23 protein-coding genes are annotated in these 23,064 nt (G+C 48.7%); 6 read left to right on the top strand and 17 right to left on the bottom strand.

Features of this window, described 5'->3' with window-relative positions; all coding sequences use genetic code 11:
• Window positions 1-9: 9 nt before the first annotated feature.
• Both L985_RS01540 and L985_RS01535 read right to left on the bottom strand, forming a co-directional pair.
• Window positions 10-837, bottom strand: a complete 828-nt coding sequence (locus tag L985_RS01540) for a phosphotransferase family protein (RefSeq protein WP_235609851.1) — start codon at window positions 835-837, stop codon at window positions 10-12.
• A 26-nt stretch (window positions 838-863) separates the two neighbouring features.
• Window positions 864-2,171, bottom strand: coding sequence for an HD domain-containing protein (locus tag L985_RS01535; RefSeq protein ID WP_047391908.1), 1,308 nt, complete (start codon window positions 2,169-2,171; stop codon window positions 864-866).
• Between the two features lie 145 nt (window positions 2,172-2,316).
• Here L985_RS01535 and L985_RS01530 point away from each other — a divergent pair, with 145 nt between their 5' ends.
• Both L985_RS01530 and L985_RS01525 read left to right on the top strand, forming a co-directional pair.
• On the top strand, window positions 2,317-3,138 hold the full coding sequence (locus L985_RS01530; protein ID WP_047391911.1) for an octanoyl-[GcvH]:protein N-octanoyltransferase: 822 nt from the start codon (window positions 2,317-2,319) through the stop codon (window positions 3,136-3,138).
• 16 nt (window positions 3,139-3,154) lie between these two features.
• Window positions 3,155-4,003, top strand: coding sequence for a DegV family protein (locus L985_RS01525; RefSeq protein ID WP_029343204.1), 849 nt, complete (start codon window positions 3,155-3,157; stop codon window positions 4,001-4,003).
• A gap of 68 nt (window positions 4,004-4,071) precedes the next feature.
• On the opposite strand, the gene L985_RS01520 is transcribed toward L985_RS01525, so the two are convergent.
• The 9 genes from L985_RS01520 to L985_RS01480 all read right to left on the bottom strand — a co-directional run bounded on the left by L985_RS01520 (window position 4,072) and on the right by L985_RS01480 (window position 11,267).
• On the bottom strand, window positions 4,072-4,287 hold the full coding sequence (locus L985_RS01520) for a hypothetical protein (protein WP_029343203.1): 216 nt from the start codon (window positions 4,285-4,287) through the stop codon (window positions 4,072-4,074).
• Window positions 4,280-4,690, bottom strand: a complete 411-nt coding sequence (locus tag L985_RS01515) for a hypothetical protein (RefSeq protein ID WP_047391915.1) — start codon at window positions 4,688-4,690, stop codon at window positions 4,280-4,282. Before L985_RS01515 ends, L985_RS01520 begins: the two co-directional genes overlap by 8 nt.
• Window positions 4,690-6,210 carry a flotillin lipid rafts scaffold protein FloT gene (locus L985_RS01510; RefSeq protein WP_023466783.1) on the bottom strand — a complete coding sequence of 507 codons (1,521 nt, stop codon included), beginning with the start codon at window positions 6,208-6,210 and terminating at the stop codon, window positions 4,690-4,692. The genes L985_RS01515 and L985_RS01510 overlap by 1 nt, the downstream gene beginning before the upstream one ends.
• Window positions 6,207-6,728, bottom strand: coding sequence for an NfeD family membrane protein (locus tag L985_RS01505; RefSeq protein ID WP_047391919.1), 522 nt, complete (start codon window positions 6,726-6,728; stop codon window positions 6,207-6,209). The genes L985_RS01510 and L985_RS01505 overlap by 4 nt, the downstream gene beginning before the upstream one ends.
• Entirely contained in the window at window positions 6,718-6,945 is a 228-nt protein-coding gene (locus L985_RS01500; RefSeq protein WP_047391922.1) for a hypothetical protein, read from the bottom strand. The genes L985_RS01505 and L985_RS01500 overlap by 11 nt, the downstream gene beginning before the upstream one ends.
• 151 nt (window positions 6,946-7,096) lie before the next feature.
• Window positions 7,097-8,299, bottom strand: coding sequence for a multidrug effflux MFS transporter (locus L985_RS01495; protein ID WP_047391926.1), 1,203 nt, complete (start codon window positions 8,297-8,299; stop codon window positions 7,097-7,099).
• Entirely contained in the window at window positions 8,296-9,429 is a 1,134-nt protein-coding gene (locus L985_RS01490) for a YfbR-like 5'-deoxynucleotidase (protein WP_047391929.1), read from the bottom strand. The genes L985_RS01495 and L985_RS01490 overlap by 4 nt, the downstream gene beginning before the upstream one ends.
• A 51-nt stretch (window positions 9,430-9,480) precedes the next feature.
• On the bottom strand, window positions 9,481-10,245 hold the full coding sequence (locus L985_RS01485) for a TerC family protein (protein WP_029343196.1): 765 nt from the start codon (window positions 10,243-10,245) through the stop codon (window positions 9,481-9,483).
• A 164-nt stretch (window positions 10,246-10,409) separates the two neighbouring features.
• Window positions 10,410-11,267: a TerC family protein gene (locus L985_RS01480; protein ID WP_029343195.1), complete on the bottom strand. Its 858-nt coding sequence runs from the start codon at window positions 11,265-11,267 to the stop codon at window positions 10,410-10,412.
• Window positions 11,268-11,596: 329 nt separating this feature from the next.
• On the opposite strand from L985_RS01480, the gene folE2 reads away from it, so the two are divergent.
• The 4 genes from folE2 to L985_RS01460 all read left to right on the top strand — a co-directional run bounded on the left by folE2 (window position 11,597) and on the right by L985_RS01460 (window position 16,987).
• A complete protein-coding gene (gene folE2 / locus L985_RS01475; protein WP_023466774.1) occupies window positions 11,597-12,502 on the top strand; it encodes a GTP cyclohydrolase FolE2 in 906 nt (301 codons plus the stop codon).
• 109 nt (window positions 12,503-12,611) lie between these two features.
• A complete protein-coding gene (locus tag L985_RS01470) occupies window positions 12,612-14,378 on the top strand; it encodes a LytS/YhcK type 5TM receptor domain-containing protein (RefSeq protein WP_047391933.1) in 1,767 nt (588 codons plus the stop codon).
• Window positions 14,359-15,054 (top strand): LytR/AlgR family response regulator transcription factor, encoded by a 696-nt coding sequence (locus L985_RS01465; RefSeq protein ID WP_047391936.1) that lies wholly within the window; start codon window positions 14,359-14,361, stop codon window positions 15,052-15,054. The genes L985_RS01470 and L985_RS01465 overlap by 20 nt, the downstream gene beginning before the upstream one ends.
• A 139-nt stretch (window positions 15,055-15,193) precedes the next feature.
• A complete protein-coding gene (locus L985_RS01460) occupies window positions 15,194-16,987 on the top strand; it encodes a carbon starvation CstA family protein (RefSeq protein WP_029343192.1) in 1,794 nt (597 codons plus the stop codon).
• A 61-nt stretch (window positions 16,988-17,048) separates the two neighbouring features.
• Here L985_RS01460 and L985_RS01455 read toward each other — a convergent pair whose 3' ends face one another.
• From L985_RS01455 to L985_RS01430, 6 genes are all read right to left on the bottom strand, one after another.
• The gene (locus L985_RS01455; RefSeq protein WP_047391940.1) at window positions 17,049-17,873 is read right to left on the bottom strand and encodes an energy-coupling factor transporter transmembrane component T family protein; all 825 of its coding nucleotides are present in this window, start codon (window positions 17,871-17,873) and stop codon (window positions 17,049-17,051) included.
• On the bottom strand, window positions 17,864-19,567 hold the full coding sequence (locus L985_RS01450; RefSeq protein WP_047391947.1) for an energy-coupling factor transporter ATPase: 1,704 nt from the start codon (window positions 19,565-19,567) through the stop codon (window positions 17,864-17,866). The genes L985_RS01455 and L985_RS01450 overlap by 10 nt, the downstream gene beginning before the upstream one ends.
• Before the next feature lie 70 nt (window positions 19,568-19,637).
• On the bottom strand, window positions 19,638-20,189 hold the full coding sequence (locus L985_RS01445) for an ECF-type riboflavin transporter substrate-binding protein (protein ID WP_023466768.1): 552 nt from the start codon (window positions 20,187-20,189) through the stop codon (window positions 19,638-19,640).
• A complete protein-coding gene (locus L985_RS01440; protein ID WP_029343188.1) occupies window positions 20,186-21,043 on the bottom strand; it encodes an SAM hydrolase/SAM-dependent halogenase family protein in 858 nt (285 codons plus the stop codon). The genes L985_RS01445 and L985_RS01440 overlap by 4 nt, the downstream gene beginning before the upstream one ends.
• Before the next feature lie 372 nt (window positions 21,044-21,415).
• The gene (locus tag L985_RS01435; RefSeq protein ID WP_047391952.1) at window positions 21,416-21,859 is read right to left on the bottom strand and encodes a GDYXXLXY domain-containing protein; all 444 of its coding nucleotides are present in this window, start codon (window positions 21,857-21,859) and stop codon (window positions 21,416-21,418) included.
• Complete coding sequence (locus tag L985_RS01430) at window positions 21,856-23,043, bottom strand: DUF2157 domain-containing protein (protein ID WP_047391955.1); 1,188 nt, start codon at window positions 23,041-23,043, stop codon at window positions 21,856-21,858. The genes L985_RS01435 and L985_RS01430 overlap by 4 nt, the downstream gene beginning before the upstream one ends.
• Window positions 23,044-23,064: the final 21 nt, after the last annotated feature.

Here is a 23,064-nt window from a genome sequence, read left to right as displayed (position 1 = left end):
AAAGTTCATTTAGTAACCGCTTTCGTTATTTTCATAGACTTTCAAGACAAACTTTTCCAAGCGTTCCCGAACATTGTCCTGACTAAGGTTTTGCCTTCCATATGCTTTCCACCCCGGATAGACGTCAATCGTTTCAGGTCCAAAATCAAAAACAGCCCGAATATCCCACGCGTGATCGTAGGAATGTTTCGTCTGCTCGCAGTAACTTTTTAAAAAATGATCCGCTATCTCAACAGATTCGAGCAAGGCAAGGTTCAAACGACAATGCGCAAGGTCGACTTCAATGGGTCCTACACACGCATTCACCCAATCAATCGTATGGCACGTTTCATTTATTTCGTATAACACATTGACCGGATGAAAATCCCGATGAATGAAACGAATACGTTGACTTTCGACCGGTTCGATCGCCAGTAGCTGACGCCATCTCTCCGAATGCTGCGTCCACGTCGGGACGTGACGTTCCGTCGTATACGGTTGATAGACATAACGCGATTCTGGTATCGGTAGTGCATGGATCGCAGCAAGCACCTGTGCCAATCGTTCGACATATCGCTCATCCACCTGATCGATTCGGATCTCTCCCGGCGAGCGGGTCATATATAACCACGGCGGTATTTCGTCCCTGACATCCGCTTGATAGTCCAGTACATCTGGTGCCAAATCACCTGCTGCTTGTAACGCAAATACTTCATGTAAGACGAGGTCAGGTTCTTCTCGCAACCAGTCTTGATTCGTATGGACGCGAAGAATTCCCTCACCGACTCGCAAAACGAGGGAGGAAGTCGCGCCTTTTAGGACTTCGACCTCTCCTCCCTCCCGTCCAAGCTGTTGCAAGATTTTTGTTAGGACAGCGGACGATATCATGACGTCACGCTGCCAGTCAATAATTGGTCGATTTGCATCTTCTCGTTCGCATGTTCGCGCAAGTCGTGCAGAATTTCTTGCGGGAAGAACAGCTTCTCATCAGTCTGGCGTGATGTGGCGATGGCTTGAACGAGTGGTGAGACTTGCGAAATTTCTTTCATCTGTCCATCCTTCATCTGTAACATGATCGGTTGTTTGCTGATTTCCCCGTTGTCTCCATATAAATCGTAAGGAAGACGACTGAGTTTATCTTCAAGCAGATAATAGGTCGGATTCAAGCCGATCGCCTCAAACAACTCACACAGTTTATCGTGGACGAGTTCACGTTTTTCAGCCGGATAATCAACATACTTGAACAACTTCCGGTCAACGAATCGCCTCGAGAGATCAGCAAGGATTGGATCCTGCTCATTCGCCCACTGCTGAAAATAAAAGTAGACGATCGTCTCATCGAGCCCAAGGAAATCACGCAACTCCATCTTCTGATCAAACAACGGCATCAAATGGACCGGTGCAATCGCAAACGGATAACCGGACAGGTACAACTCCTGCGCCCGTTCGAGAATGGCTTTTAATAGGTAATCACTCGATCGTGTTACCGGATGCAGGTAGACTTGCCAATACATCTGATACCGGCGCATGATGTAGTCTTCGATTGAATGCATCCCCGACTGTTTGACGACCATCTGATTCGGCGCCGGACGCAATACACGAAGCATCCGTTCGAGATCGAATTTTCCGTAGCTGACACCAGCAAAGTGCGCATCGCGCAATAAGTAATCCATCCGATCAACGTCGAGTTGTGAACTGATCATCGTAACGAGCAGTTGATTCGGGTGCGTCTTATTGATGATCGAAGCCACTTCCTCTGCAAATCCCTCTCCGACTTGATCGAGGACTTTTTTGATTTCCGTGTCCCCGAGGATGATCCGCTCCGTCCACGTTTCGTGATTCACACCGAAGACATTCTCGAACGCGTGCGAAAACGGACCGTGTCCGACATCGTGTAAGAGGGCTGCAACGAGCGTCAACTCCCGGTACTGATCGTCCCAATCGGCGCGACCATTGAAGACGTCGATCAATTGGCGGGTGATTTCATAGACACCAAGCGAATGATGAAACCGCGTGTGTTCCGCCCCATGAAACGTTAAAAAGGATGTTCCTAGTTGCTTGATTCGGCGTAGTCGTTGAAATTCACGTGTCCCGATCAATTGCCAAATCAACTGGTCACTGACATAGATATACCGATGAACGGGATCTTTAAAGACCTTCGTTTCCTTTAATTGTCCTAATGATTGATACATATGTTTCTCTCCTTTAAATCGAGTCTATGTCGTTGTTGTTCGGTTTTGTTTCCGAGGATTCCTGTCTCCCGCGGCGCTTCGCACAGAAACTTTACACACCCTGTGCTATAATGATGTCGCAAATCTACAATAAAGGAACGAGCCTATGGGAATCGAACTCTTAAAACAAGAACATTATCGTATTTTTGATCAAACGTCACTCGGAACTGCTTTCCATGCGACACAATCGTTTGCGATGGACGACACATTATGTGCATCGGTTGCAACAGAAGGAGCAGCACTCCGCTCTTGGATTCATCATGAAACCGTCGTCCTCGGCATCCAGGATGCCCGTCTTCCCCATCTTGCTGATGGTATAGCCGTCCTGCATGAACATGGTTTCTCGCCCGTCGTCCGTAACTCAGGTGGTCTTGCCGTCGTCCTCGACGCCGATGTCTTGAATATTTCGCTTGTCCTACCGGAACGTGGTGAGATTGATATCGACAGTGGTTACGAGGCGATGCTTGCGCTCATCCGCCACATGTTCGCGCAAGAAACGGACGCGATCGTTGCCGGTGAAGTCGTCGGATCGTATTGTCCCGGTTCTTATGACTTATCGATTGCCGGTAAAAAATTCGCCGGTATCTCACAACGTCGTGTCCGCGGTGGCGTTGCCGTCCAAATCTATCTTTGTGTCAACGGAAGTGGGAGTCAACGTGCCGCTTTAGTCCGTGACTTTTACGCGGCAGCGCTTCGAGGTGAGACGACGAAATTCGTCTATCCGACCGTCGTACCGGAAACGATGGCATCCCTTGAAGAACTACTTGGTACTTCCTTGACGGTCGAGGAGTGTTTACGTCGAGCATATGAAGCGTTACTTGCGCTCGGTGCTGATTTAACGCCCGCGACGTTGACGGAACTCGAGAACGAGCGGTTCGGTGTCAATTTGAGTCGGATGCTTGATCGAAACGAAAAAGCCCTAGGTTAAGAAAGGAGAGAACGTGATGATCCGATTGATCACAGACAGTGGTGCCGATGCACCAAAAGACATGTTAGATGCATATGATTTTACGGTCATGCCGTTCGGCGTATTGATCGACGAAGACACGTTCTTTGATGGAGAATCGATATCTCCGAAACAACTGTATGATAAGATGCGTGACGGTGCAGCACCGAAGACATTCCAGGTCGAAGTCAGCCGGATGGTCGAGGTGTTCACGCGTCACTTTGAACAAGGGGACCCCTTCCTCTACCTCGCTTTCTCGAGCGAATTATCAGGAACGTATCAAACAGCGAAGATGCTCGCAGATGAACTCGCCGAAAAGTATCCGAACGTTCCTTACCTGGTACTCGATACGAAAACAGCTTCAACAGGACAAGGATTGTTCGTTCTCGACGTCGCAGAATACGCACAAACGCATTCGTTCGAAGAAACAGTGGCTTACGCTGAAGCCAAGGTAAATACGATTCGTCATCTGTTTACAGTCGAATCACTTGAATATTTGATGCGCGGTGGACGCGTTTCTCGTGCCAGTGCCTTTATTGGTGGTCTCTTATCGATTTTGCCACTCTTGACAGTCGAAGACGGAAAGTTGATTCCAAAAGAAAAAATCCGCGGTCAGAAAAAAGTCATGAACCGGATCGTCGAGTGGATGGAAGAAGCACGTCCAGCGATTGACGGACACCGGATCATGATCGGTCACGGGGATTCGATCGAACGGGCAGAACAGTTAAAACAATTGATTGAAGCTCATTTTTCACCAAGCGAAGTCATCTTGACGATTGCTGGCGCGGCGATCGGTTCACATACAGGTCCGGGACTCGTCGTCATTGGGTATGACCTTCCACGTTAATGGCACTCATTCCTATCCTATAGTACGACAAAACGGGACAGACTCTGTTTAGAGCCTGCCCCGTTTTTTTATGAATTGTATCCGAAAAACAGCAGTGCCATGCTCAATCCAAGCGAAGAGACGATGAACACGATCGCCATCCCACCCATTCCGAAGACTAACAGCTTCGGTAAATCACGTCGCTTCTTCAGAAGGGCAGTCAATAACCCAACGTTAATCAAGAAGACGACGAGGAACGGAAGCAACAGCATCCAACGCTCTTGCAGTAGAAATAAACTATCCATTTCTTTGCTCCCTTCCTTCAGACTCCGAGAACGGTTGGAATAGATCAAGACATAAAAAACGGAATAAGACATAAGCGAACAGAAGAGTCGACACTACTTCGAACCCAACGTATCCGACGTCACGCCACGTGATTCCTGTCGTCACCCCAGCGAACCAGTACGGGAAGTCGACCGTCAACAGACTGCACATCAAAGCGAGAACGGCCTCCTGACGTGTTTGTCGATCGTAAAGTGAGTAAGATACCTTCTTTATATTGAATATATTCGCGATTCCGTCATCCGATGTGTATCCTTTGATGATTCCAATGACGCCACCTAGTACCGCCAGTGCATACCATGGAAGCGGCCAAGCAACGTGGAAAAGCAGGAGTGCGAACACAATCAATAAGACGCGGATTGCCATCAGTCTTCTGTTTTCGACGCTGCCACCGCATCATGGGAATTCAAGTTGACCGTCAACGGTTTTGCCGTTCCTTTACCGGAGAAGTTCTCGATCAACTCTTTGACATCGAGTCCTGACGACGCTTTTAACGTCTCTTGCAGTGATGCCATCAAATCTGTCGCGTAACCCGTGACACGGTTCGCACCGCCACCTTCACCGCTACCTGTATCGACGACCGTGATCTTATCGATGTTACCGAGTGGTGCTGCAATTTCTTTTGCATACTCTGGCATCATCCGAATGACCATGTCGAGAATCGCTGCTTGTCCGAATTGTTCGAACGCCTGCGCGATTTTTTCTTTCGCTTCTGCTTCCGCAAGACCTTTCAGACGAATGATCTCCGCTTCAGTCTCCCCTTGTGCCCGCTCAGCGTCCGCTTTCGCAAGACCATCGAGACGAATGCGTTCTGCATCGGCTTTTGCTGATGCCTCGATCCGGTATTTCGTTGCATCTGCTTCCGCATATTGCTTCGCACGATCCGCTTGGGCAGCCTGCTCAATCGAGTAACGATCGGCATCGGCGCGTTTTTTGACTTCCGCGTCGTATTGTTTCTCACGACGGAGAATCTCGCGTTCTTCAAGCTCGATTTGTTTTTGACGCTCGATGATTTTGATCTGCATCTGTTGCTCCGTGACTTCTTGTTGCGCACGTGCGTTTTCGAGATCATACGCTTGGTCGGCTTTCGCCTTCGCGATATCTTGTTCGCGGCGATAATCTGCCATCTTCAACTGATTTTCTTTTTCCGCTTCAGCGATTTCCGTTGCACGTTCGAGTTCTGCTTTTTTCGCATCTTTTGAAGCTTCCGCCCGTTTGATGCGTGTCTCTTTTTCCGCGTCTGCCGTTGCGATATCGGCATCACGGCGAACCTGGGCAATCCGCGGTTTCCCGAGCGATTCTAAGTATCCGTTCTTGTCACGGACGTCTTTGATCGTAAACGATACAATGACGAGTCCCATCTTTGCAAGATCTTGAGACGCGACCCGCTGGACTTCTTGTGAGAACTTATCGCGGTTTTTATAAATTTCTTCGACGGTCATCGACCCGAGAATCGAACGCAAGTGTCCTTCAAGGACTTCACGTGCTTCTCCTTCGCGCTCTTCTTTTGATTTTCCGAGGAACTGCTCCGCTGCCGTCGCAATTTCAGAAATCGAACTGCCGATCTTGATGATCGCTGTTCCGTCTGCCATGACCGGTACACCTTGCTCCGTATAGACTTCGGGTGTCGTGACTTCAAGCTTACTTGATAACAAGCTGAGTGGTGTCGCTTGTTGGAAGACAGGTAACACGAACGTCCCGCCACCACGAATGATTTTCACCCGGTTGCCGGACTCATCGGTATTGACGTTGCGTCCTCCGAGATAACTCCCCGATACGATCAGCGCTTCTTCCGGACCAACTGTTCGGTATTTCGTGATGAATAGGACGATCAACGCAACGATCAATGCGACCGCGACGATTGATACGATTAATACTGGATTCATGTAAACATCTCCTTTTTCCATTGTTGGGGGTACGTCACGACAGACGCGACGCCTTGTTTGATTTCGATGACGAGCACCTTTGTGCCTTGTGGTAGGGCAGGTCCTTCAAACAGAATGGCTGACTTTGATACGCGTCCTGAGACGTCATCAAGTAAGATTTCACCATATCCTTCAGTCGGAATCGGCACGATGACGGTTGCACTGCGTCCTTCTAGCATCTGTTCCGAAAATCCAAGCGACTGTTCGGCTTGTGCCATCGGAACGAATAAGAAAATATGCATCAGCGTCGTCACTAATAACGCAATCACACTGCTGATGATTAGAATTAACAGCGAACCAAACGGACTGAGCTGTTCGAGTCCGAATCCGATCGCTGACGTGATGATGACAAAAGATAAGATCAACGTAGGATGAAAGATTTGATCGACGCCTGGAATGACGTCTGAGAATAGGATGGACACAAACACACCGCAAGCTGCAGCCGCTAACGCATATAAATAAAGTGTACTAACGTCCATCTTCGTTCACCTCGATGTAAGGATGGGAACCATACAGTTCGTGGTAAGCCCTTTGATAAGCAGTCCGGTTTTCCTCAAACAATAAACGAGCCAATTCTTTGTCTCGTTGATCGATTGCCTCTTCTTGACGGCGTAAGTATTTTTTCTGTGCGGCAAAATGACGGGCTAATCTTGCCTCAATCGACGGTTTTCGTTCACGCTGCAACTCCTGTTTCATCGCTCCACTCCTTTCTGAAGTACTGGCTTTCTTTCTCTTCTACGCTTAATTTTTAGAAAATGTTTCAAAATGAATTCCATTTCTTTTCCTTTCATTAAAAGAAAAAACGCTCGTCCCATACATAGGACAAACGTTTTTGAATAATTAGCGTTTATGAACGATTTGGTCGACGGACGATTAGTCCGTAATAGAGGACGAGCGCTAGACAATCGAGTGTCATAATGATCAGACCCATCGGAACAGCCGATTGCTCTCCCATGATGCCGACGAGTGGTGAGACAAGTGAGCCAACGAGCATCGGTAAGAGTCCGAGAAGTGCCGAGGCACTACCAGCCGTTGATCCATAGTTTTGCATCGCTAAAGTGAAACCGAGCGTCGAGATCAAACCAACGCTTGAAACGACGAAGAACAGTGGAATCATGACGAAAATTAGTTGCTCCGTTAACGTCAAGGCAAGGAACAATAAGATACTTGCACTCGCAACAACCGTCAAACTGATTCGCATCAACCGTTCTGAATCAACACGACCAGCAAGGCGACCGGCGATTTGTGCTGCTAGGATGATTCCGATTCCGTTTAAACCGAACAAAAAACTGAACTGTTGCGGCGAAGCGCCATAAATATTTTGTAAGACGAACGGTGAACCGGAGATGTAGGCAAACATCGCGCCCATGACGAATGCTTGCGCGAATGCATAGCCGATGAAGACGCGATCCGTCAACAAGCGTCCGAACGTCTTCAACGTCGTCGTCAGATTTCCTTCGACACGTCTATCAAGCGGAAGCGTTTCCGGTAAACGGAGTGCGACGGCAAGTAACATCATCGTGCTTAAAATCGCGAGCAAGTAGAAGACGAAATGCCAGTCACCGAACCGAAGCAACTGTCCCCCGATGACGGGTGCGAGAATCGGTGCCGTTCCGTTAACGAGTGACAAGGCAGCAAAAAACCGCGTCAATTCGGGTCCATCAAACAAGTCACGAACGATTGCCCGGGAAATGACGATTCCTGACGCTCCGGCTGCTCCTTGAATGAATCGAAGCGCGATCAATACTTCGATCGTCGGTGCCATCGCACAGGCGAGAGAAGCGAGCAGATATGCGAGCAGAGCAAACATCAGCGGTCGTTTACGACCGCGAACGTCACTCAGCGGACCAACGATCAATTGTCCAAGCGCCATTCCAAGCATACAAGCCGTCAAACTCAATTGGATTAGTGATGCACTCGCATCAAACGAGCGTGACATATCCGGAAAAGCAGGTAGATACATGTCGATCGAGAGTGGTCCGAGTGCAGCGAGTGAACCGAGGATCAAGATCAACGTTAAGCGGCGTGGGGTCATCGTTGTCTTCGTCATGACGTCACGTAATCCAAATCATGCAAGACATACGCGAGGAAAAAGACGACCGATGGGTTTTCATATGTCATCTGAACCTTTTTGAGTTGTGCCCGATAACCCGTCTCATACTCGACCCCATTTAATTTACGTTCCATGTTCATCTTGATCAGCGCATCGAGTTTATCGATCACGTCGACCATCTGTCCCTCGTATGTCTCGTCTTTTGCTTCAACGACGAACCGACGGAACGGTGCTCGAATGTCTTTCGGTAAATTATTGATCAACATCTCTCCTTCTGCCCGTTCGTAAGCTTCGAAGGCTGCTGCTGTGACCGGTGTCGCATGTTTGACAGGTCCGAGAACATCTCCTGTCGTTCCTTCAACGAGATCATGACACAAGAGCCGCGAGACGACTTCTTCGATGTCGATCGTGACGCCGTACTTTTCTGATTCAATCAGACCATTGAAGATACCAAGCGAGGCTGCTCGAAACGCATGTGTCGCGTCGTTATCATCAATCGTGTTGAAACGTCCTTTCCAGCGCCGAATTGTATCCATCATCAAGACGTTTTCAATGAAATGAGACATCTCGTCCTCTTCCATGACCGACTGTGTCAAGCGCCGGACCGAAACAAGTGGATGTCGTTCCAGAACAGCCTGCAATTCTGCTGCCTTTTGTTCGAAAAAGACGGACTCTGTCATCCGTGCTTCCCTTCGTGCGTACAACATCGCATCGAACGTATCAATCGCTTCGACGATCCGTCCTTCCGGTGATTCATCTTCTGCATGTACGAGGTATGTCGTGAACGCTGGTTGAAGCGACTTTGAGAGTAAGGCAACGAGCTGTTCACTTGCTTGTTGTTCCATTGCCTGAATGTGTGCATGTAACGTTGGCTCTTTTTTTGTCCGGTGTTTAATGGGTCCGGTAATGACTTCATTCATGTCATGGAATAGAGCTTTTCCGAGCAATGTCTGGCGGTCGACTGGTGTTTGCCCGTCTGCTTCTTCTAAATAGCTTGCCATCAAACTGAATAAGGCAACACGAAAGCTGTGACTAGCTGCGTTATCCGGAAAACGTGGTGCATATTCATCCCACCGTGGAACGTTTTGCATCCGCGTCAGCATTCGAATGAAATTACCGTTTTGCATGAAATCTCTCCTAACGAAAGACGGACAGAGAGTACCCTGCCCGCCATTGTATTATTTTGCTGATTTGGTTGAACTGCTTCCGCTACGGAACCAACCAATGATTAAAATCAGAGCAAGTACGACCCAGAAGATCGTTTGCCATAGTGTACTCTCTGGAAACTCATGCGGCAAGACGTCGATTGACGGATGCGCGAGTGTCATGACGACCAGTTTTACACCAACCCATGCGACGAGCCAAAAGGCAGCTTCTTCGATGCCTGGTCGCTTTTGGAGCAAGACGACGAACCAGCTCGCGAAGTAACGCATGATAACGAGCCCGATGATCCCACTGAAAAAGACGACCCAGAATTGTCCTGTGTTCAGACCACCGATCGTTCCACCAATCATCGGTAGTGTCGTCGCCATCGCGACAGCGGCAAGTGTCGAGTCGACAGCGAACGCTAAGTCAGAGAACTCGACTTTAACGACCGTCCACCAAAAGTTCGGTGAGGCTTTTTGTGAGGCAATCGTGTCCGGTACTTGGTGTTTATTCGATCGTGCCTCGACGATTCCTTTAAACGCGACGTAGAAAAGGTAAATCGCCCCGAGTGCTTGAAGTTCCCAAATCGTCGCTAAATACGAAGCAAAGAAGATTGCGACGAAACGTAAAACGAGTGCTCCGACGAGACCATAGAAAAGCGCCTTTTTACGTTGATCGTCTGGTAACGGTCGGACCAGGACCGCCATGACCATCGCATTATCAGCAGAAAGTAACCCCTGCAAAATGATCAGTACGAGCCCGACGGTCGCATACTGTGTAATTAATCCAATATCCATACTAACGAATCCCCTTTTTTGTTCAGTCTATTCATTATATGCCGGTCGACCGGAAAGAAAAAGATACAAGCTCAGCTCAAGTACTTAACCTTGTGTTTTATTCCCATTGTTTAAGAAAACCTAACACAAAAAAACGACCCGTCATCGACGGATCGTTCCATTTCTTATAAGTTTTGATCGACTTTCTTTTCAGCATCTGGATTTGGTTTTGTTTTTGGTGAAGAGAACCAACCCCAAAGAGCAAGACCGACCATGACTGTCCAGAAGAATGCCTGCCACGGTGTACTGTGGGCGAATCCTTCAGGAAGTTTTAAGGCTTCAAAGATTGTTCCTTCGATCGATGCATGGTATTTCGGGTGCTCGAGCGCAAGAACGGCTAACTTTACACCGACCCAGGCAACGATTGCAAAGGCTGCTGTCTCAAGACCTGGGCGATCTGCAAGTAACTTAACGAAGACACGTGCTGCGAAACGCATCAAGACGACCCCCATCAAACCACCTGTTAAGATGACGATGAAGTGACCCGTGTTCAAACCACCGATTTCGCCTGATCCCCAGTTTGGAAGGGCAACGGCAAGGGCAACGGCAGCAAGAATCGAATCGACAGCAAACGCTAAGTCTGCGAATTCGATTTTCGCGACTGTCCGCCAGAATTCACCTTTTGAAACTGGCTCTTCCGACTTCGGTTCTGCATCTAGCTCATTTTCAGCGCCATGATTTTCACCGAGCTTTCTGGCTTTAACGGTCTTATAAATATGCCGTAGTCCCATGATGAGCAAGTACGCTGCTCCAAGTGCTTGGATTTGCCAAATATCGACGAGGAACGAAATCGCGAACAATGCCGCGAATCGTAAGACGAATGCTCCAGCTAGTCCATAAAAAAGTGCTTTCTTTTGTTGTTCTCCTGGTAAGTGCTTGACCATGACCGCGAGTACGAGTGCATTATCCGCTGAAAGTAATCCTTCAAGCGCGATCAAGACGAGTACGACCCAGGCATACTGTAATAGTAACTGCCAATCCATCTCTGTCATCCCTTTCTTTAACTACCTGTAAAATAAAAAAACTTCAATTATTGACCATGACGAAAAAACAGTGATTACACGTTCACCTGAACATATAGTATAGGATAGTATACCCGATTGCAAGTAAGTTATTCCTCTAAATATGGAAACTGTCGATTTTGAGTCGTGCGAGTTTCGTTTATCGGATGTTCGTGATAAAATTCAAGACAATACTTCTATCGATGAAAAGATGAAACACATTTGCGGAATCATCAGACTTGCTCGTCTCTAGCATTCCTGTCATGTTATTACTATTGAAACACTACAAAAGGACAAAGGGGCCAATGAATATGTCTACCTACCCGATTACGTTACCAACAAAAGAAGAGCGCCATAAGCTGTTCGGTTCGGTACCACCGATCAAAGGAACAAAACCGACTGAAAAAGATAAGATGGTCGACTTGCAAAATACACCAAAGAACTTCCTGTTCGCACTAGACGCTGTTGGAATCTCAAACGTCAAACATCCTGTCGTCATCCAAGACGGAGACAAAACACAAGCGACAGTCGCGACGTTCGAACTGTCAACGTCACTCGTGCAAGACCGTAAAGGGATCAACATGAGCCGTTTAACGGAACAACTTGATCAATACCATAATGAAGGTTGGACGGTCACAAACGAGTCACTCATTCAATTCGCGCGTGATTTAGCAGACCGCATGGAACAAACGGAAGGTCAATTGACGATCCGTTACCCATGGTTCTTCACACGTAAAGCACCTGCAACAGGTCTTAGCGGCTTGATGAATGCCGAAGTATGGCAAACAGTCAGCGTCAACACGGAAACAGACGAAGCGACGTTGTCTGTCGGCTTGACGATCAACGTCACGACACTTTGCCCATGTTCAAAAGAAATCAGCGAATACAGTGCTCACAACCAACGTGGTTACGTCACGATGGAAGCATCGTTACGTGATGAAGCAGAAGACTTTGACTGGAAACAATCATTGCTTGATGCTGCGGAATCCAATGCCTCAGCGCCACTTCACCCAGTACTCAAACGTCCGGATGAAAAGCGCGTAACAGAGATGGCATACGAAAACCCACGTTTCGTAGAAGATATGGTTCGTTTGATTGCTGCTGACTTGTACGAAATGGACCCAATCGCTTCGTTCTACGTCGAATGCCGTAACGAAGAAACGATTCACCAACATGACGCGATCGCACGGATCACGTTCGATAAAGACGCACAATAAGTAAGTCTGCCGTACTCCCTCTTAAACCGAGTGAGTACGGCTTTTTTGTGTGCCGGCATTGCTCTCCGTTTTGCGAGCGTTTACACTTAACTCGAATGGAGGAATGCACATGTTGGAACTGATTCCTTTTTTACTCGAACGACTCGGTATCATGATCATCTTAGCGTTCATCCTCGCCCAGTGGGGACCGACACGACGGCTGCTGCGTCAACCGGAAGCAGGCTGGCAATTTCGTGTCCTCGTCCTGTTTTTTGCAACGTACGGCATTTTAAGTAACTATACAGGGGTCAAAGTCGACTTAGCTGAATTCTTACCTCATGCTTGGCTCGAAGAAGTCGACGGGACATCAGCGATTGCAAACACACGAACGATGATCGTCGTCATCAGCGGATTGCTCGCTGGTCCGCTCGGTGGATTGATGACCGGATTGATTGTTGGGGTTCACCGGTATTCCCTCGGCGGATTCACAGCGTTCGCTTGCGCGCTTTCCACCGTCATCGCCGGTGGTGTCAGCGGTCTCTTACGATCCTATTGGCGCGACCGCCTCAGTAGCCAAGCGTTATTGCCCGTGTGTCTGACGGCTTTTTTAATGCTGTTTGAAATGTCATTAATTTTACTATTCGCCCGCCCCTTTGATGCGGCAGTCGAACTCGTCCAGTTCATCTTCGTACCGATGACACTGATCAACGTCCTCGGTGTCTGGTTGTTCTTATCGATCATCCGTCTTGCTGCACGAGAAGAGGAAACGGTTCGGGCACGAGAAGCAGAACGGTCGTTGCATATCGCCGATTTGACGCTTCCGCATCTGACGCGTGGTCTACATATCCATACGGCAGAAGCTGTCGCGGAAATTCTGTTGCAGCAAACGCGAGCCGAAGCCGTCTCACTGACGGATCGTTCCGTCATCCTGGCCCATATCGGTATCGGGAGCGACCACCATCAAGCTGGGAGTCACTGGACGACGAAACCGACCGAGCATGTCTTGCAAGACGGACAAGTCCGTCTTGTGACGGAACGACTGGATATCGGCTGTCCCGTACGTGATTGTCCACTCCAAGCAGGCATCATTGCTCCGCTGATCGTCGGGGAAACGACGATTGGAACGTTGAAAGTCTATTATCCGCATGCCGAATTACTCGACGCGGTTGAAGTCGAACTCATTGAAGGATTAGCGAAACTGTTCTCGACACAACTGGCACTCGGGAACGCAGAGCGTCAAGCCGGTTTACTGAAGGATGCCGAGATTCGGGCACTTGAAGCACAAATTCATCCCCACTTCCTGTTTAATGCGATCAATACGATTTATGCACTGTGCCGGACGGATGTCGAACAGGCACGCACGTTGCTGCTCGAATTATCGACGTTCTTCCGTAGTAACCTCCAAGGCGCACGATCGACGAAAATTCCGCTCCAAAAAGAATTCGAGCACATCGAAGCGTACACATCGCTTGAAGCCGCTCGTTTTCCGAATCGCCCGTTTCTCGATATCGATTTAGCAGACGAGACGACGTCTTTACTCGTTCCACCGTTCATCTTACAACCGTTGATCGAAAATGCATTCCTTCACGCGTTTTCTTCTGAACAGACAGGATATGTCGGTGTGACGGCATGGTGTGAGGCAGACCAACTGTGTCTCGAAGTCGTCGATAACGGACGCGGGATTGACGCCTCGCGTCTTGCCCGTCTCGGCCGAGAAGTCGTTCCGTCCTCAGGCACCGGTACCGCATTATTTAATACGGCAGAACGAATTCGAAGTTTATATGGTGAAAAGGGACAGTTTACGATCACGAGTGACGGTCAAAACGGCACGACGATCGCGATTCGTCTCCCGATTGAAGTCAGAAAGGAGATTCAGCATGCGCACCTTGTTGATTGAAGATGAACCGCTCGCACGCGACGAGCTCCGTTATCACGTGACCGCAGCCGGTCTTGAAGTCGTTGGGGAAACCGGAAGTGTCGAAGAAGCGGAACGACTCGTCCGCTCCCTTCAACCCGACTTAGTCTTTCTCGATATCGAGTTGACGGACGGAAGTGGTCTTGAAGTCGCCAAACGTTTGAAATCGATGCCACGTCCTCCAGCTCTTTTGTTTGTGACGGCATATGATGCTCATGCGCTTGAAGCATTTGAGCTCAATGCCTATGACTACATCTTGAAACCGTATGATCCGGCACGGATTGTCCGTGCAATTGAAAAAGTGGCGCGACCGCTTCCCAAAAAAGCACCTCGACTTGAACGTTTAGCCGTCGAGACAGGAGAACGCCTCAAACTCTTGTCTCCTCAAGATATCGATTACATCGTCGCTGAGAACGGAAAGACGAAGATCGTCACGGAACATGAGGCGTATCCATCGAACGAGACCTTACTCGAACTCGAACGAAAGCTTCAAGATCATCGCTTTTTACGGGTTCACCGCTCGTATCTCGTCAACTTATCGGCAATCGACGCGATTGAACCTTGGTTTAACGGCGCCTATAATTTAAAAATTCATCAGATTGACGTGCCAGTCAGCCGGACGTATGTCAAACTACTGAAAGAAGCGCTCGGTATTTGAGCGCTTCTTTTTTGTGATTCAAGGTCCATTTTCAACCTTTCATCGAACGAAACCGACAACTCATCTAAAAATCAAAGAAAGCGCTTCCATAACTTGTATACTAAATCCATCATAGTTCATTCAAGAGGAGGAATTTTAGATGAGTGCTACTCCAATCGTTATTGCTGTCATCTGTATCTTATTAATCGCGTATCGCCTCTACGGTACGTTCATGGCCGCGAAAGTCTTAAAAATCAAAGATGATCGCGAAACGCCTGCTCATAAATTAGCGGACGGAAAAGATTACGTTCCAACAAACAAATGGGTCTCGTTCGGACACCACTTCGCGGCAATCGCTGCTGCCGGTCCACTCGTCGGACCTGTCCTAGCTGCGCAGTTCGGATATCTCCCCGGCTTACTGTGGCTCTTAATCGGTGCCGTCATCGGTGGAGCGGTCCATGATATGGTTGTTCTTTTTGCCTCGATGCGCCAAGACGGTCAGTCGCTGTCTGAAGTCGCTAAAAAAGAGCTGGGACCAGTCGCTGGTTTTTGTGCCGGTCTGGCGATGCTCTTCATCATCACGATCACGATGGCCGGTCTATCGATGGTCGTCTTGCACGCACTTGAACATAACCCATGGGGTACATTCGCTGTCTTCTCGACGATTCCGATCGCGATGTTCGTTGGGATTTACTTACGTAAAGGTGGCAACTTAGCACTTGCTTCAACAGTTGGTTTTTTACTTATTCTAGCTGCGATTGGTTTTGGTCCTCAGTTAACGGAAACATTCATCGGTGACTGGTTCGATCTGTCGTCACGTCAACTCGCGATTGCTTTACCGATTTATGCGTTCTTTGCTGCTGCACTGCCAGTTTGGCTCTTACTCGCACCTCGCGACTATTTATCGAGTTTTATGAAAATCGGTGTCTTCCTTGCTTTGATCGTTGGTGTCTTCATCATCAACCCGGACATTCGATTCCCAGCATTCACGAAGTTCGTTGATGGTGGTGGTCCAATCATCGCTGGTCCAGTCTGGCCATTCATCTCGATCACGATTGCCTGTGGTGCGATATCTGGTTTCCACGCCTTCGTTGGTTCTGGTACGACACCGAAGATGATCAATCGATGGAGCGACATCAAACCCGTTGCCTTCGGTGCTATGCTTGTCGAATGTCTTGTTGCCGTCATGGCATTGATCGCTGCGACATCGCTTGAAGTCGGTGATTACTTCGCCATCAACTCAACACCAGAAGTATTCGCGACGCTTGGTATGAGCACGGTCTATCTTGATGATTTATCCCGTGAAATCGGTCTCGATCTGGCAGGTCGAACAGGTGGTGCCGTCTCACTCGCCGTCGGTATGACATTCATCTTCCGCGCCATCCCGTGGTTCAAAGAGATTGCCGGATTCTTCTTCCAATTCGTCATTCTATTCGAAGCGGTCTTCATCTTAACCGCAATCGATGCAGGAACACGCGTCGCCCGTTACTTGATTCAAGATTTCTTCGGGGAGTTCTACAAACCACTCAAACGTGTCGACTGGATTCCAGGTGCGATCTTCGCTTCGGCACTCGGGACGTTCTTCTGGGGCTATCTCCTGTTCTCGGGTGACATCGGTTCGATTTGGGCATTATTCGGGGTATCGAATCAGCTGATGGCGTCGATCGGCTTGATCATCGGAACGACGATCATCTTGAAAATCGCCGACAAAAAAATCTATGCCCTGACGACGTTCATCCCGCTCGTCTATCTTCTGATCACAGTAACGTTCGCGGATATCTGGATGGTCGCAAACGTCTATGCGAATCCCGATTCTCCAGGTTTCAGCATCTTGAATACGGTCTTGTCCGTAACGATGGGACTGCTCGCGATCGTCATCACGATCTCAGCCGTCAAGAAATGGATTGAACTGTTGAATTCACCACGTTGGGAAAATCAAAAACGATCTGCGTAAGTGGATCAGTCATATGACAAAAGGCAGTGGACGCATCCACTGCCTTTTTCGTATCTCATTTTTAAAACGGATTATAAAAGCGATTACCATCATAGAAAGTGACGACGAATGACAAAACCGTCAAAAGTAGCACACAGCCGATCGCGACATAATCGATTTGTGTCATCGTCTGTTGGTTGTACCACGTCCGCTTTCGTCCGGCACCGAATCCACGGAGATCCATCGCATTACTGACGGTCTCAATCCGCTCCAAACTCGTAAATAGCAACGGAAGTAAAATCTGGATGCTATTACGTGCCCGTTGCCAAAGGGAGCCGTGTGAGACAGCAATCCCTCGTGCTTCTTGAGCATTCGCGATCGTCCGAAAATCCGCTTGTACGTCTGGAATGTAACGGAGTGCTAAGGAAACTGCAAAGGCGATTTTATACGGAACACCAATCCGATTCAATGAAGAAGCGAATTCCGTCGGATGGGTCGTGACGAGAAATAGCACGGCAATCGGAACGATCACACTGTATTTTAAGATGAGATTAAACAGATAAAACAACTGTTCTGCCGTTACCGTAAAGCGCCCGATGCCTTCAAATAAGACGTGGCGCGACCCGTAGATTGCCACGCCCTGCTCTGGCTCGAACAGATAAACAGCAAGCGCATTGATCAGGACGAAAATCGCTGTAAAGATCAAGACGAACCGGACTTCCCGAAACTGAATACGCGACAATCGGAATAACACGATGCTGACTAATCCCATGACAAGTAAGACACGTGTATCATAGGTGAACATCGTTGCTGTCGTAAATAATAAGAATCCGATCAGTTTCGTCGTTCCCGTCAATCGATGAATCGGTGACGTTTTTTCAATATAGCCAAGCATTTCTACAGCCATTGTTCCCGCTCCTTTCGCTCCGCCGTAATCACGGACTCGACGAATCGTTCCGGATCGACTTCGAGGTGTTGCGCTAGCGTAAAGAGCGATGTTTGTTTTAAATGGGCATGATGCAGCAATTGTTCTTGATTCAGCAGTCCAAATGATGTTCCGGCGTAACGGATGCGCCCAGCTTGCACGAGGCAGACTTGATCGCTGTATTCTAAGACGAGATGCATGTCGTGCGTGATGATGAGTAACGTCATTCCGTCCTGCTTCAATCCTTCTAAAAAGTCCATCATATCCGAATAATGCCGATAATCTTGACCGGCTGTTGGTTCATCGAGAATCAAGATATCCGGTCGTCGAACGAGAATCGAAGCAATCGTCACTCGTTTCTTCTGACCAAAACTCAGTGCTTGAATCGGCCAATTACGAAACGGATATAATCCGCAACGACGTAATGTCTGCTCGAGACGCTCGTTTTCTTCCGCCTCACTTAATCCGAGCGCCTGCATCCCGTAGCGGATTTCCTCCTGCACGAGGTGCTTCGAAATCATATGATTCGGATTTTGCAGAACGAATCCGATCGTTCCTGCTCGCTCTGCGATCGATTGGTTCGTGATGTCGATTCCGTCAAGCAGGATCCGACCACCTGTCGTCCGTTGGTAACCACTCAACACTTTCGCAAGCGTGGATTTTCCGGCACCATTCTGACCAACGATCGTCGTCAGTGTTCCTTTTTGAAAAGTCGCCGTCACATTCTCAAGCACCGGCGTTCCTTGACGATAATGAAACGCCAACTGATTGAGTTCAAGCAATGAAGTAGAGGTTGCAACCTCTTTTTGGGGTGCTTTCTCTAAACGCTCTAACACGTTCGTCTGGTTGAATCGCTTTAAAAAGGGATCGATGCGGCTCGGCTGATCTGAAGGTTGAACGGCAAGCCCAGCCCAGCGTGCGGCACTGACATAGAGAGGTTCACGCAAGATCGCTTCTTGCAGTTTTCCGTTACTTAAGATGACATCCGGATGATCATCAGCGATGATTTCGCCATCGACCATGACGATGATGCGGTCAAACGGAATGACGAGTACATCCTCGATCCGATGTTCGACGACAATCAATGTGCGATTCGTATCACGTTGCAGTCGATCCATAAGCGTCATCGCCTCTTGTCCCGCTACTGGATCGAGATTCGCGAGCGGCTCATCAAACAGTAAGATGTCCGCATCTTCCACGAGGACTCCGGCTAATGCCGCCCGTTGTCGTTGTCCTCCTGATAGATCATTCAATCGTGCTTGCAAGAGCGTCTCGACATCCGTCATCCGTGCGACACGTTCGACGATCTCCTGCATTTCCGGTCGCCCAGTCTGTTTATTTTCGAGCGCAAAGGCGATGTCTTCGCCAACCGATAAACCAACGAACTGCGCATCTGGATCCTGTAACACCGTTCCAATATGCAGCGAACGATCAAATAACGATAACTCCCGGGCATCCTGATCCTTGATCAGGACCTGTCCTTCCCACGTTCCCGGGTACGAGAACGGAATCAACCCATTGATGCACTGGGCGAGCGTACTTTTTCCTGAACCCGACGGTCCCACGATTAAGATGCGTTCGCCTGCTTGAATCGTTAACTGAATCTGTCGGAGTGTCGGTTCCGACTGACTCCGATATGTAAATGAAAAATCCTGAAATTCGATTACGTTTGTCATGTCCTTCTCCCCCCAAGCTAAATGAGCTATGATCCTGCCGTCTCTTCGCACAGGATCATAGCTCATTCGGTCAAGCTTCGCGTTTCAAGCTGCCTGCTTTACTTCTTGTTTTCGCATAGGTGACGAGCAACAACGTTCCAATGACACCGACCGTCAAGATGTTCGATGTCGCAGCGACAGCCCCTTGGACGAAGACTTTGTTCGCTGGCTCCGTGTAAATTAAGATATCGAGTACCGGTGCAATGATGATCCAACCGATCGCTTGCACGATGGCTTGTGTGACATTGAATAAGACGATTTTACGTGTCGTCAATCCGCCTTCTTCTAGACGAATCCGGTTAGCGATCAATCCGATGCCAAAGCCGACGAACCCGGATACGATGACCCAGCTCCACCACGGGGATCCATATAAAATCGCATCTTTTAATCCATGACCGATTAAACCAATCAAACCGGCTGTGACTGGTCCGAACAAAACTGCCATGAATGCGAGAAATGCATAGGATGTCTCGATTGACGTGTTCGGTACGCCTGTCGGAATCACAGCGAATCGACTTAAAATGATGAATACTGCTGCTCCGATCCCGGTTGCGACGATCTGTTTTGTCGTAAATCCTTTCATGTTCGATCTCCTCCTTTAATATGTTGTACGTTAACACTCCAATCATTTCCGATTCCAACCTCAAATGCATGCGCAAACGAACCTTGATTCAAGGCAAGAGCAATCTGATCCAGCGAGTTGATGTAGACGACGCCTGAACCAACCGGCACATCGGCGAACGAATGACCAAAGAGCAGTGTTTGTTCGTAAACAATCCGTTCTCGGTACGAAATCGTTACCTTGACGTGGCTACCGATGTCGAGACCCGCCTGACGGACGAGAGCGACCGGAATATTCGTCCAGACATTTCCGAAGCGAACATCGAGAATCTCGACGATACCGGTAACACCGGTATCTGACGACGAGGCAAGTGTCCGGTCGAGCAAGACGATGTCCGAAGCAGGTAAAACGGGTCCTACTTCCTCGAAGGTGATGACATGGCTCGATAACCGAGCACCCGTGAAGGCAAAGATATCTCGTCCGTGAAACGTATACGATTCACCCATTCGAGGTAAGCGATGCCGTCGATCATCGAGTTGCCTCACTTCAGCAATGTATCCGGCTTGCCAAAGATGCGTCAACGTTCCGTTATCTGGTGTGATGATGTATTGATTCGCATGCGTCCGCGCGACGACACTCTTTCGACTCGATCCGACACCTGGATCAACGACAGAAACGAACACCGTTTGCTCCGTCCAGTACGGTACCGTCTGCAGTAACCGATAGGACGCTTCCCAAATGTGGAAGGGCGGAATGTCGTGCGTCAAATCAAAAATCCGAATCTCTGGATTGATGCTATGCGCAACCCCATACATCGCACTCACTGCCCCGTCACTCACGCCAAAGTCTGATTGCAATACCAATGCTTCTGCCATCTCGTCATCCTCCTCCTGCGCGGACGTCCCCACAAAAAAGACACCACGCCCTTATCTCTCAGGACGTGATGTCTGATCACGTGGTACCACCTTCGTTCATGGCTCAACTCACGTTCAGCCACCTCTAGGAGTACGAGACTCCCTGGAATGCTAACGGTATCCGTCCTACCGGTCGGTTCTACTGATGAACACGGTTCACGTTCTTCCGACTGCTCCGGGACCATCTTCAAATGACGAAATCGTCTCATTTCCAGCAACAGAGACTCTCTATCGATTTCTGATCACTTTACTCTTCCCGTCTACGCATGCAGATTTAGTTGTCTGAAAATTTAAATTAATAGTACAACCGTTTCATTCCTGACGCAAGGTTTTTTACTCAGAAATTTTTAAATTCGTCGTCCGGATCGTTCCCCATGGTGACACATCCGCACGGACTTCCAGTGCTTTTGCTTTTTCATATTGTTTTCCGCTTCCCTGTTCGACATAATACTGCGTCAATTGTGGAATCGACACGTATTGATCGTAATAGTCGCCGGCGACACTTCCAAAGAATCGTTCATTCGAAATCCGGTCGATTTGAGCATAACCAGAAGCATCGGTCTTGAAGCTGACATAGACACGTCCATTTTGAATCGTCGGACCTGGTTTTAAATCCGGATACTGCAGCATCACGTATTCGCCGTAAACGGGATCAAACGGATCAAACGGTTCTGCCCGAAAACGGTACGATGTTCCGAACCAGGAGGTCGCAAAAAAGCTGACAATCAACAGACCGACGGCGCACGTCTGCAATACAGGCATCAGATAACGCTTCATGACGTCACACCTCCTCTACGGCGTAACCACCATAAGACACCGGATAATAGGAAGATGAGTAGCGCACCGATGAGGAAAAATAAAGACATGTTCAACCGATCCCACGCATAGATGACATATATCGCGATTTGAACGAGAATGAAATAGAGAAAGGCTGGCCAGACGACCGCATGACGGCGTTCTTGATACAACAGATACAGTAGCGCCGATAGTTCAACGAGGATGGCAAGTAGAATTGCCTGTTCATCGAGCCACAGGACTCCGACGAATCCAAGCGGAACGATAAACAATAAGGAGCGACGTTTTTGATAGAGGAAGATTCCTAACCCGATGGATACGATAGCTAGCAGAATCGCTTCTGTCATGGATGGTAATGTGGCATTTGATTCCGCACGTACAGACAGATAGACGATCGAACTGATGGCAGCAACGACCAGATAGACCATTTCGACGATCCGACGATTGGACTCCTCAGGAACAAGCCAGAGAACTGGAACGAGTAAAAATAGCGTCCAGACCGGCCACAGGAATCCGTCATATGATACAAGGAGAAACAAGGAGAGACCACTGAAGAAGAGAAACAGCCAGCTAAACAAAAGCGATGGCAGACGTTGGCTGAAGTAAAACCAACTGAACGACAGCACGACCATCAGACCGAACGATGTCCAGTCGAGATAACTCGCCTGTTCTTGACCAAAACCACCGAGACTCGTGAAGATCGTCCATCCGGAAAGGAAGGCGACGACACCGTATGCTTCATGACGCCAAAGCACATAATGCGCTAACGCGGCGACAAACACACACCATCCGAGTAATGATCCTTCCATCGGCAAGTGGAAACTTTGAACAACGACGAGAATCGAGGCGCCAAACGCTAGGATTCCACCGATTCGGAAGACAATCGGATGCAACATACTCCGACGTTCCGAAAGATCCGCCATGACGTAACAGCTCCACATGAGTGCTACGACAAGCCCGATTTTCCAGCCAACCGGCATCGCTTGCCAGTTGGCAGCTAAAAAGCTGAATACAGCCAATACGACGAACGTACCCCCTACAATCAACAAGAGCGGTAGACGTTGCTTTTCCTTACGATTGTTCTCATAATCGACGATTCGTTTGACGGTTGCTTCGTCCAAAAGCCCCGCTTCACTCCACTCTCTCATCTTGCGTAACTGCTTCATCGCACCCACCTCCTTCGAAGT

The organism is Exiguobacterium sp. ZWU0009 (genome assembly GCF_000798935.2).
Lineage (GTDB): Bacteria > Bacillota > Bacilli > Exiguobacteriales > Exiguobacteriaceae > Exiguobacterium_A > Exiguobacterium_A acetylicum.
Note: the sequence above shows the minus strand (reverse complement) of the source record. Positions and strands in the feature narration are given on the sequence as shown.

Excerpts from the sequence above, each read along its gene's own strand:
- L985_RS01535 (WP_047391908.1), bottom strand. The coding sequence starts at position 2,171 with ATGTATCAATCATTAGGACAATTAAAGGAAACGAAGGTCTTTAAAGAT.
- L985_RS01530 (WP_047391911.1), top strand. The coding sequence starts at position 2,317 with ATGGGAATCGAACTCTTAAAACAAGAACATTATCGTATTTTTGATCAA.
- L985_RS01525 (WP_029343204.1), top strand. The coding sequence starts at position 3,155 with ATGATCCGATTGATCACAGACAGTGGTGCCGATGCACCAAAAGACATG.
- L985_RS01520 (WP_029343203.1), bottom strand. The coding sequence starts at position 4,287 with ATGGATAGTTTATTTCTACTGCAAGAGCGTTGGATGCTGTTGCTTCCG.
- L985_RS01515 (WP_047391915.1), bottom strand. The coding sequence starts at position 4,690 with ATGGCAATCCGCGTCTTATTGATTGTGTTCGCACTCCTGCTTTTCCAC.
- L985_RS01510 (WP_023466783.1), bottom strand. The coding sequence starts at position 6,210 with ATGAATCCAGTATTAATCGTATCAATCGTCGCGGTCGCATTGATCGTT.
- L985_RS01505 (WP_047391919.1), bottom strand. The coding sequence starts at position 6,728 with ATGGACGTTAGTACACTTTATTTATATGCGTTAGCGGCTGCAGCTTGC.
- L985_RS01500 (WP_047391922.1), bottom strand. The coding sequence starts at position 6,945 with ATGAAACAGGAGTTGCAGCGTGAACGAAAACCGTCGATTGAGGCAAGA.
- L985_RS01495 (WP_047391926.1), bottom strand. The coding sequence starts at position 8,299 with ATGACGAAGACAACGATGACCCCACGCCGCTTAACGTTGATCTTGATC.
- L985_RS01490 (WP_047391929.1), bottom strand. The coding sequence starts at position 9,429 with ATGCAAAACGGTAATTTCATTCGAATGCTGACGCGGATGCAAAACGTT.
- L985_RS01485 (WP_029343196.1), bottom strand. The coding sequence starts at position 10,245 with ATGGATATTGGATTAATTACACAGTATGCGACCGTCGGGCTCGTACTG.
- L985_RS01480 (WP_029343195.1), bottom strand. The coding sequence starts at position 11,267 with ATGGATTGGCAGTTACTATTACAGTATGCCTGGGTCGTACTCGTCTTG.
- folE2 (WP_023466774.1), top strand. The coding sequence starts at position 11,597 with ATGTCTACCTACCCGATTACGTTACCAACAAAAGAAGAGCGCCATAAG.
- L985_RS01470 (WP_047391933.1), top strand. The coding sequence starts at position 12,612 with ATGTTGGAACTGATTCCTTTTTTACTCGAACGACTCGGTATCATGATC.
- L985_RS01465 (WP_047391936.1), top strand. The coding sequence starts at position 14,359 with ATGCGCACCTTGTTGATTGAAGATGAACCGCTCGCACGCGACGAGCTC.
- L985_RS01460 (WP_029343192.1), top strand. The coding sequence starts at position 15,194 with ATGAGTGCTACTCCAATCGTTATTGCTGTCATCTGTATCTTATTAATC.
- L985_RS01455 (WP_047391940.1), bottom strand. The coding sequence starts at position 17,873 with ATGGCTGTAGAAATGCTTGGCTATATTGAAAAAACGTCACCGATTCAT.
- L985_RS01450 (WP_047391947.1), bottom strand. The coding sequence starts at position 19,567 with ATGACAAACGTAATCGAATTTCAGGATTTTTCATTTACATATCGGAGT.
- L985_RS01445 (WP_023466768.1), bottom strand. The coding sequence starts at position 20,189 with ATGAAAGGATTTACGACAAAACAGATCGTCGCAACCGGGATCGGAGCA.
- L985_RS01440 (WP_029343188.1), bottom strand. The coding sequence starts at position 21,043 with ATGGCAGAAGCATTGGTATTGCAATCAGACTTTGGCGTGAGTGACGGG.
- L985_RS01435 (WP_047391952.1), bottom strand. The coding sequence starts at position 21,859 with ATGAAGCGTTATCTGATGCCTGTATTGCAGACGTGCGCCGTCGGTCTG.
- L985_RS01430 (WP_047391955.1), bottom strand. The coding sequence starts at position 23,043 with ATGAAGCAGTTACGCAAGATGAGAGAGTGGAGTGAAGCGGGGCTTTTG.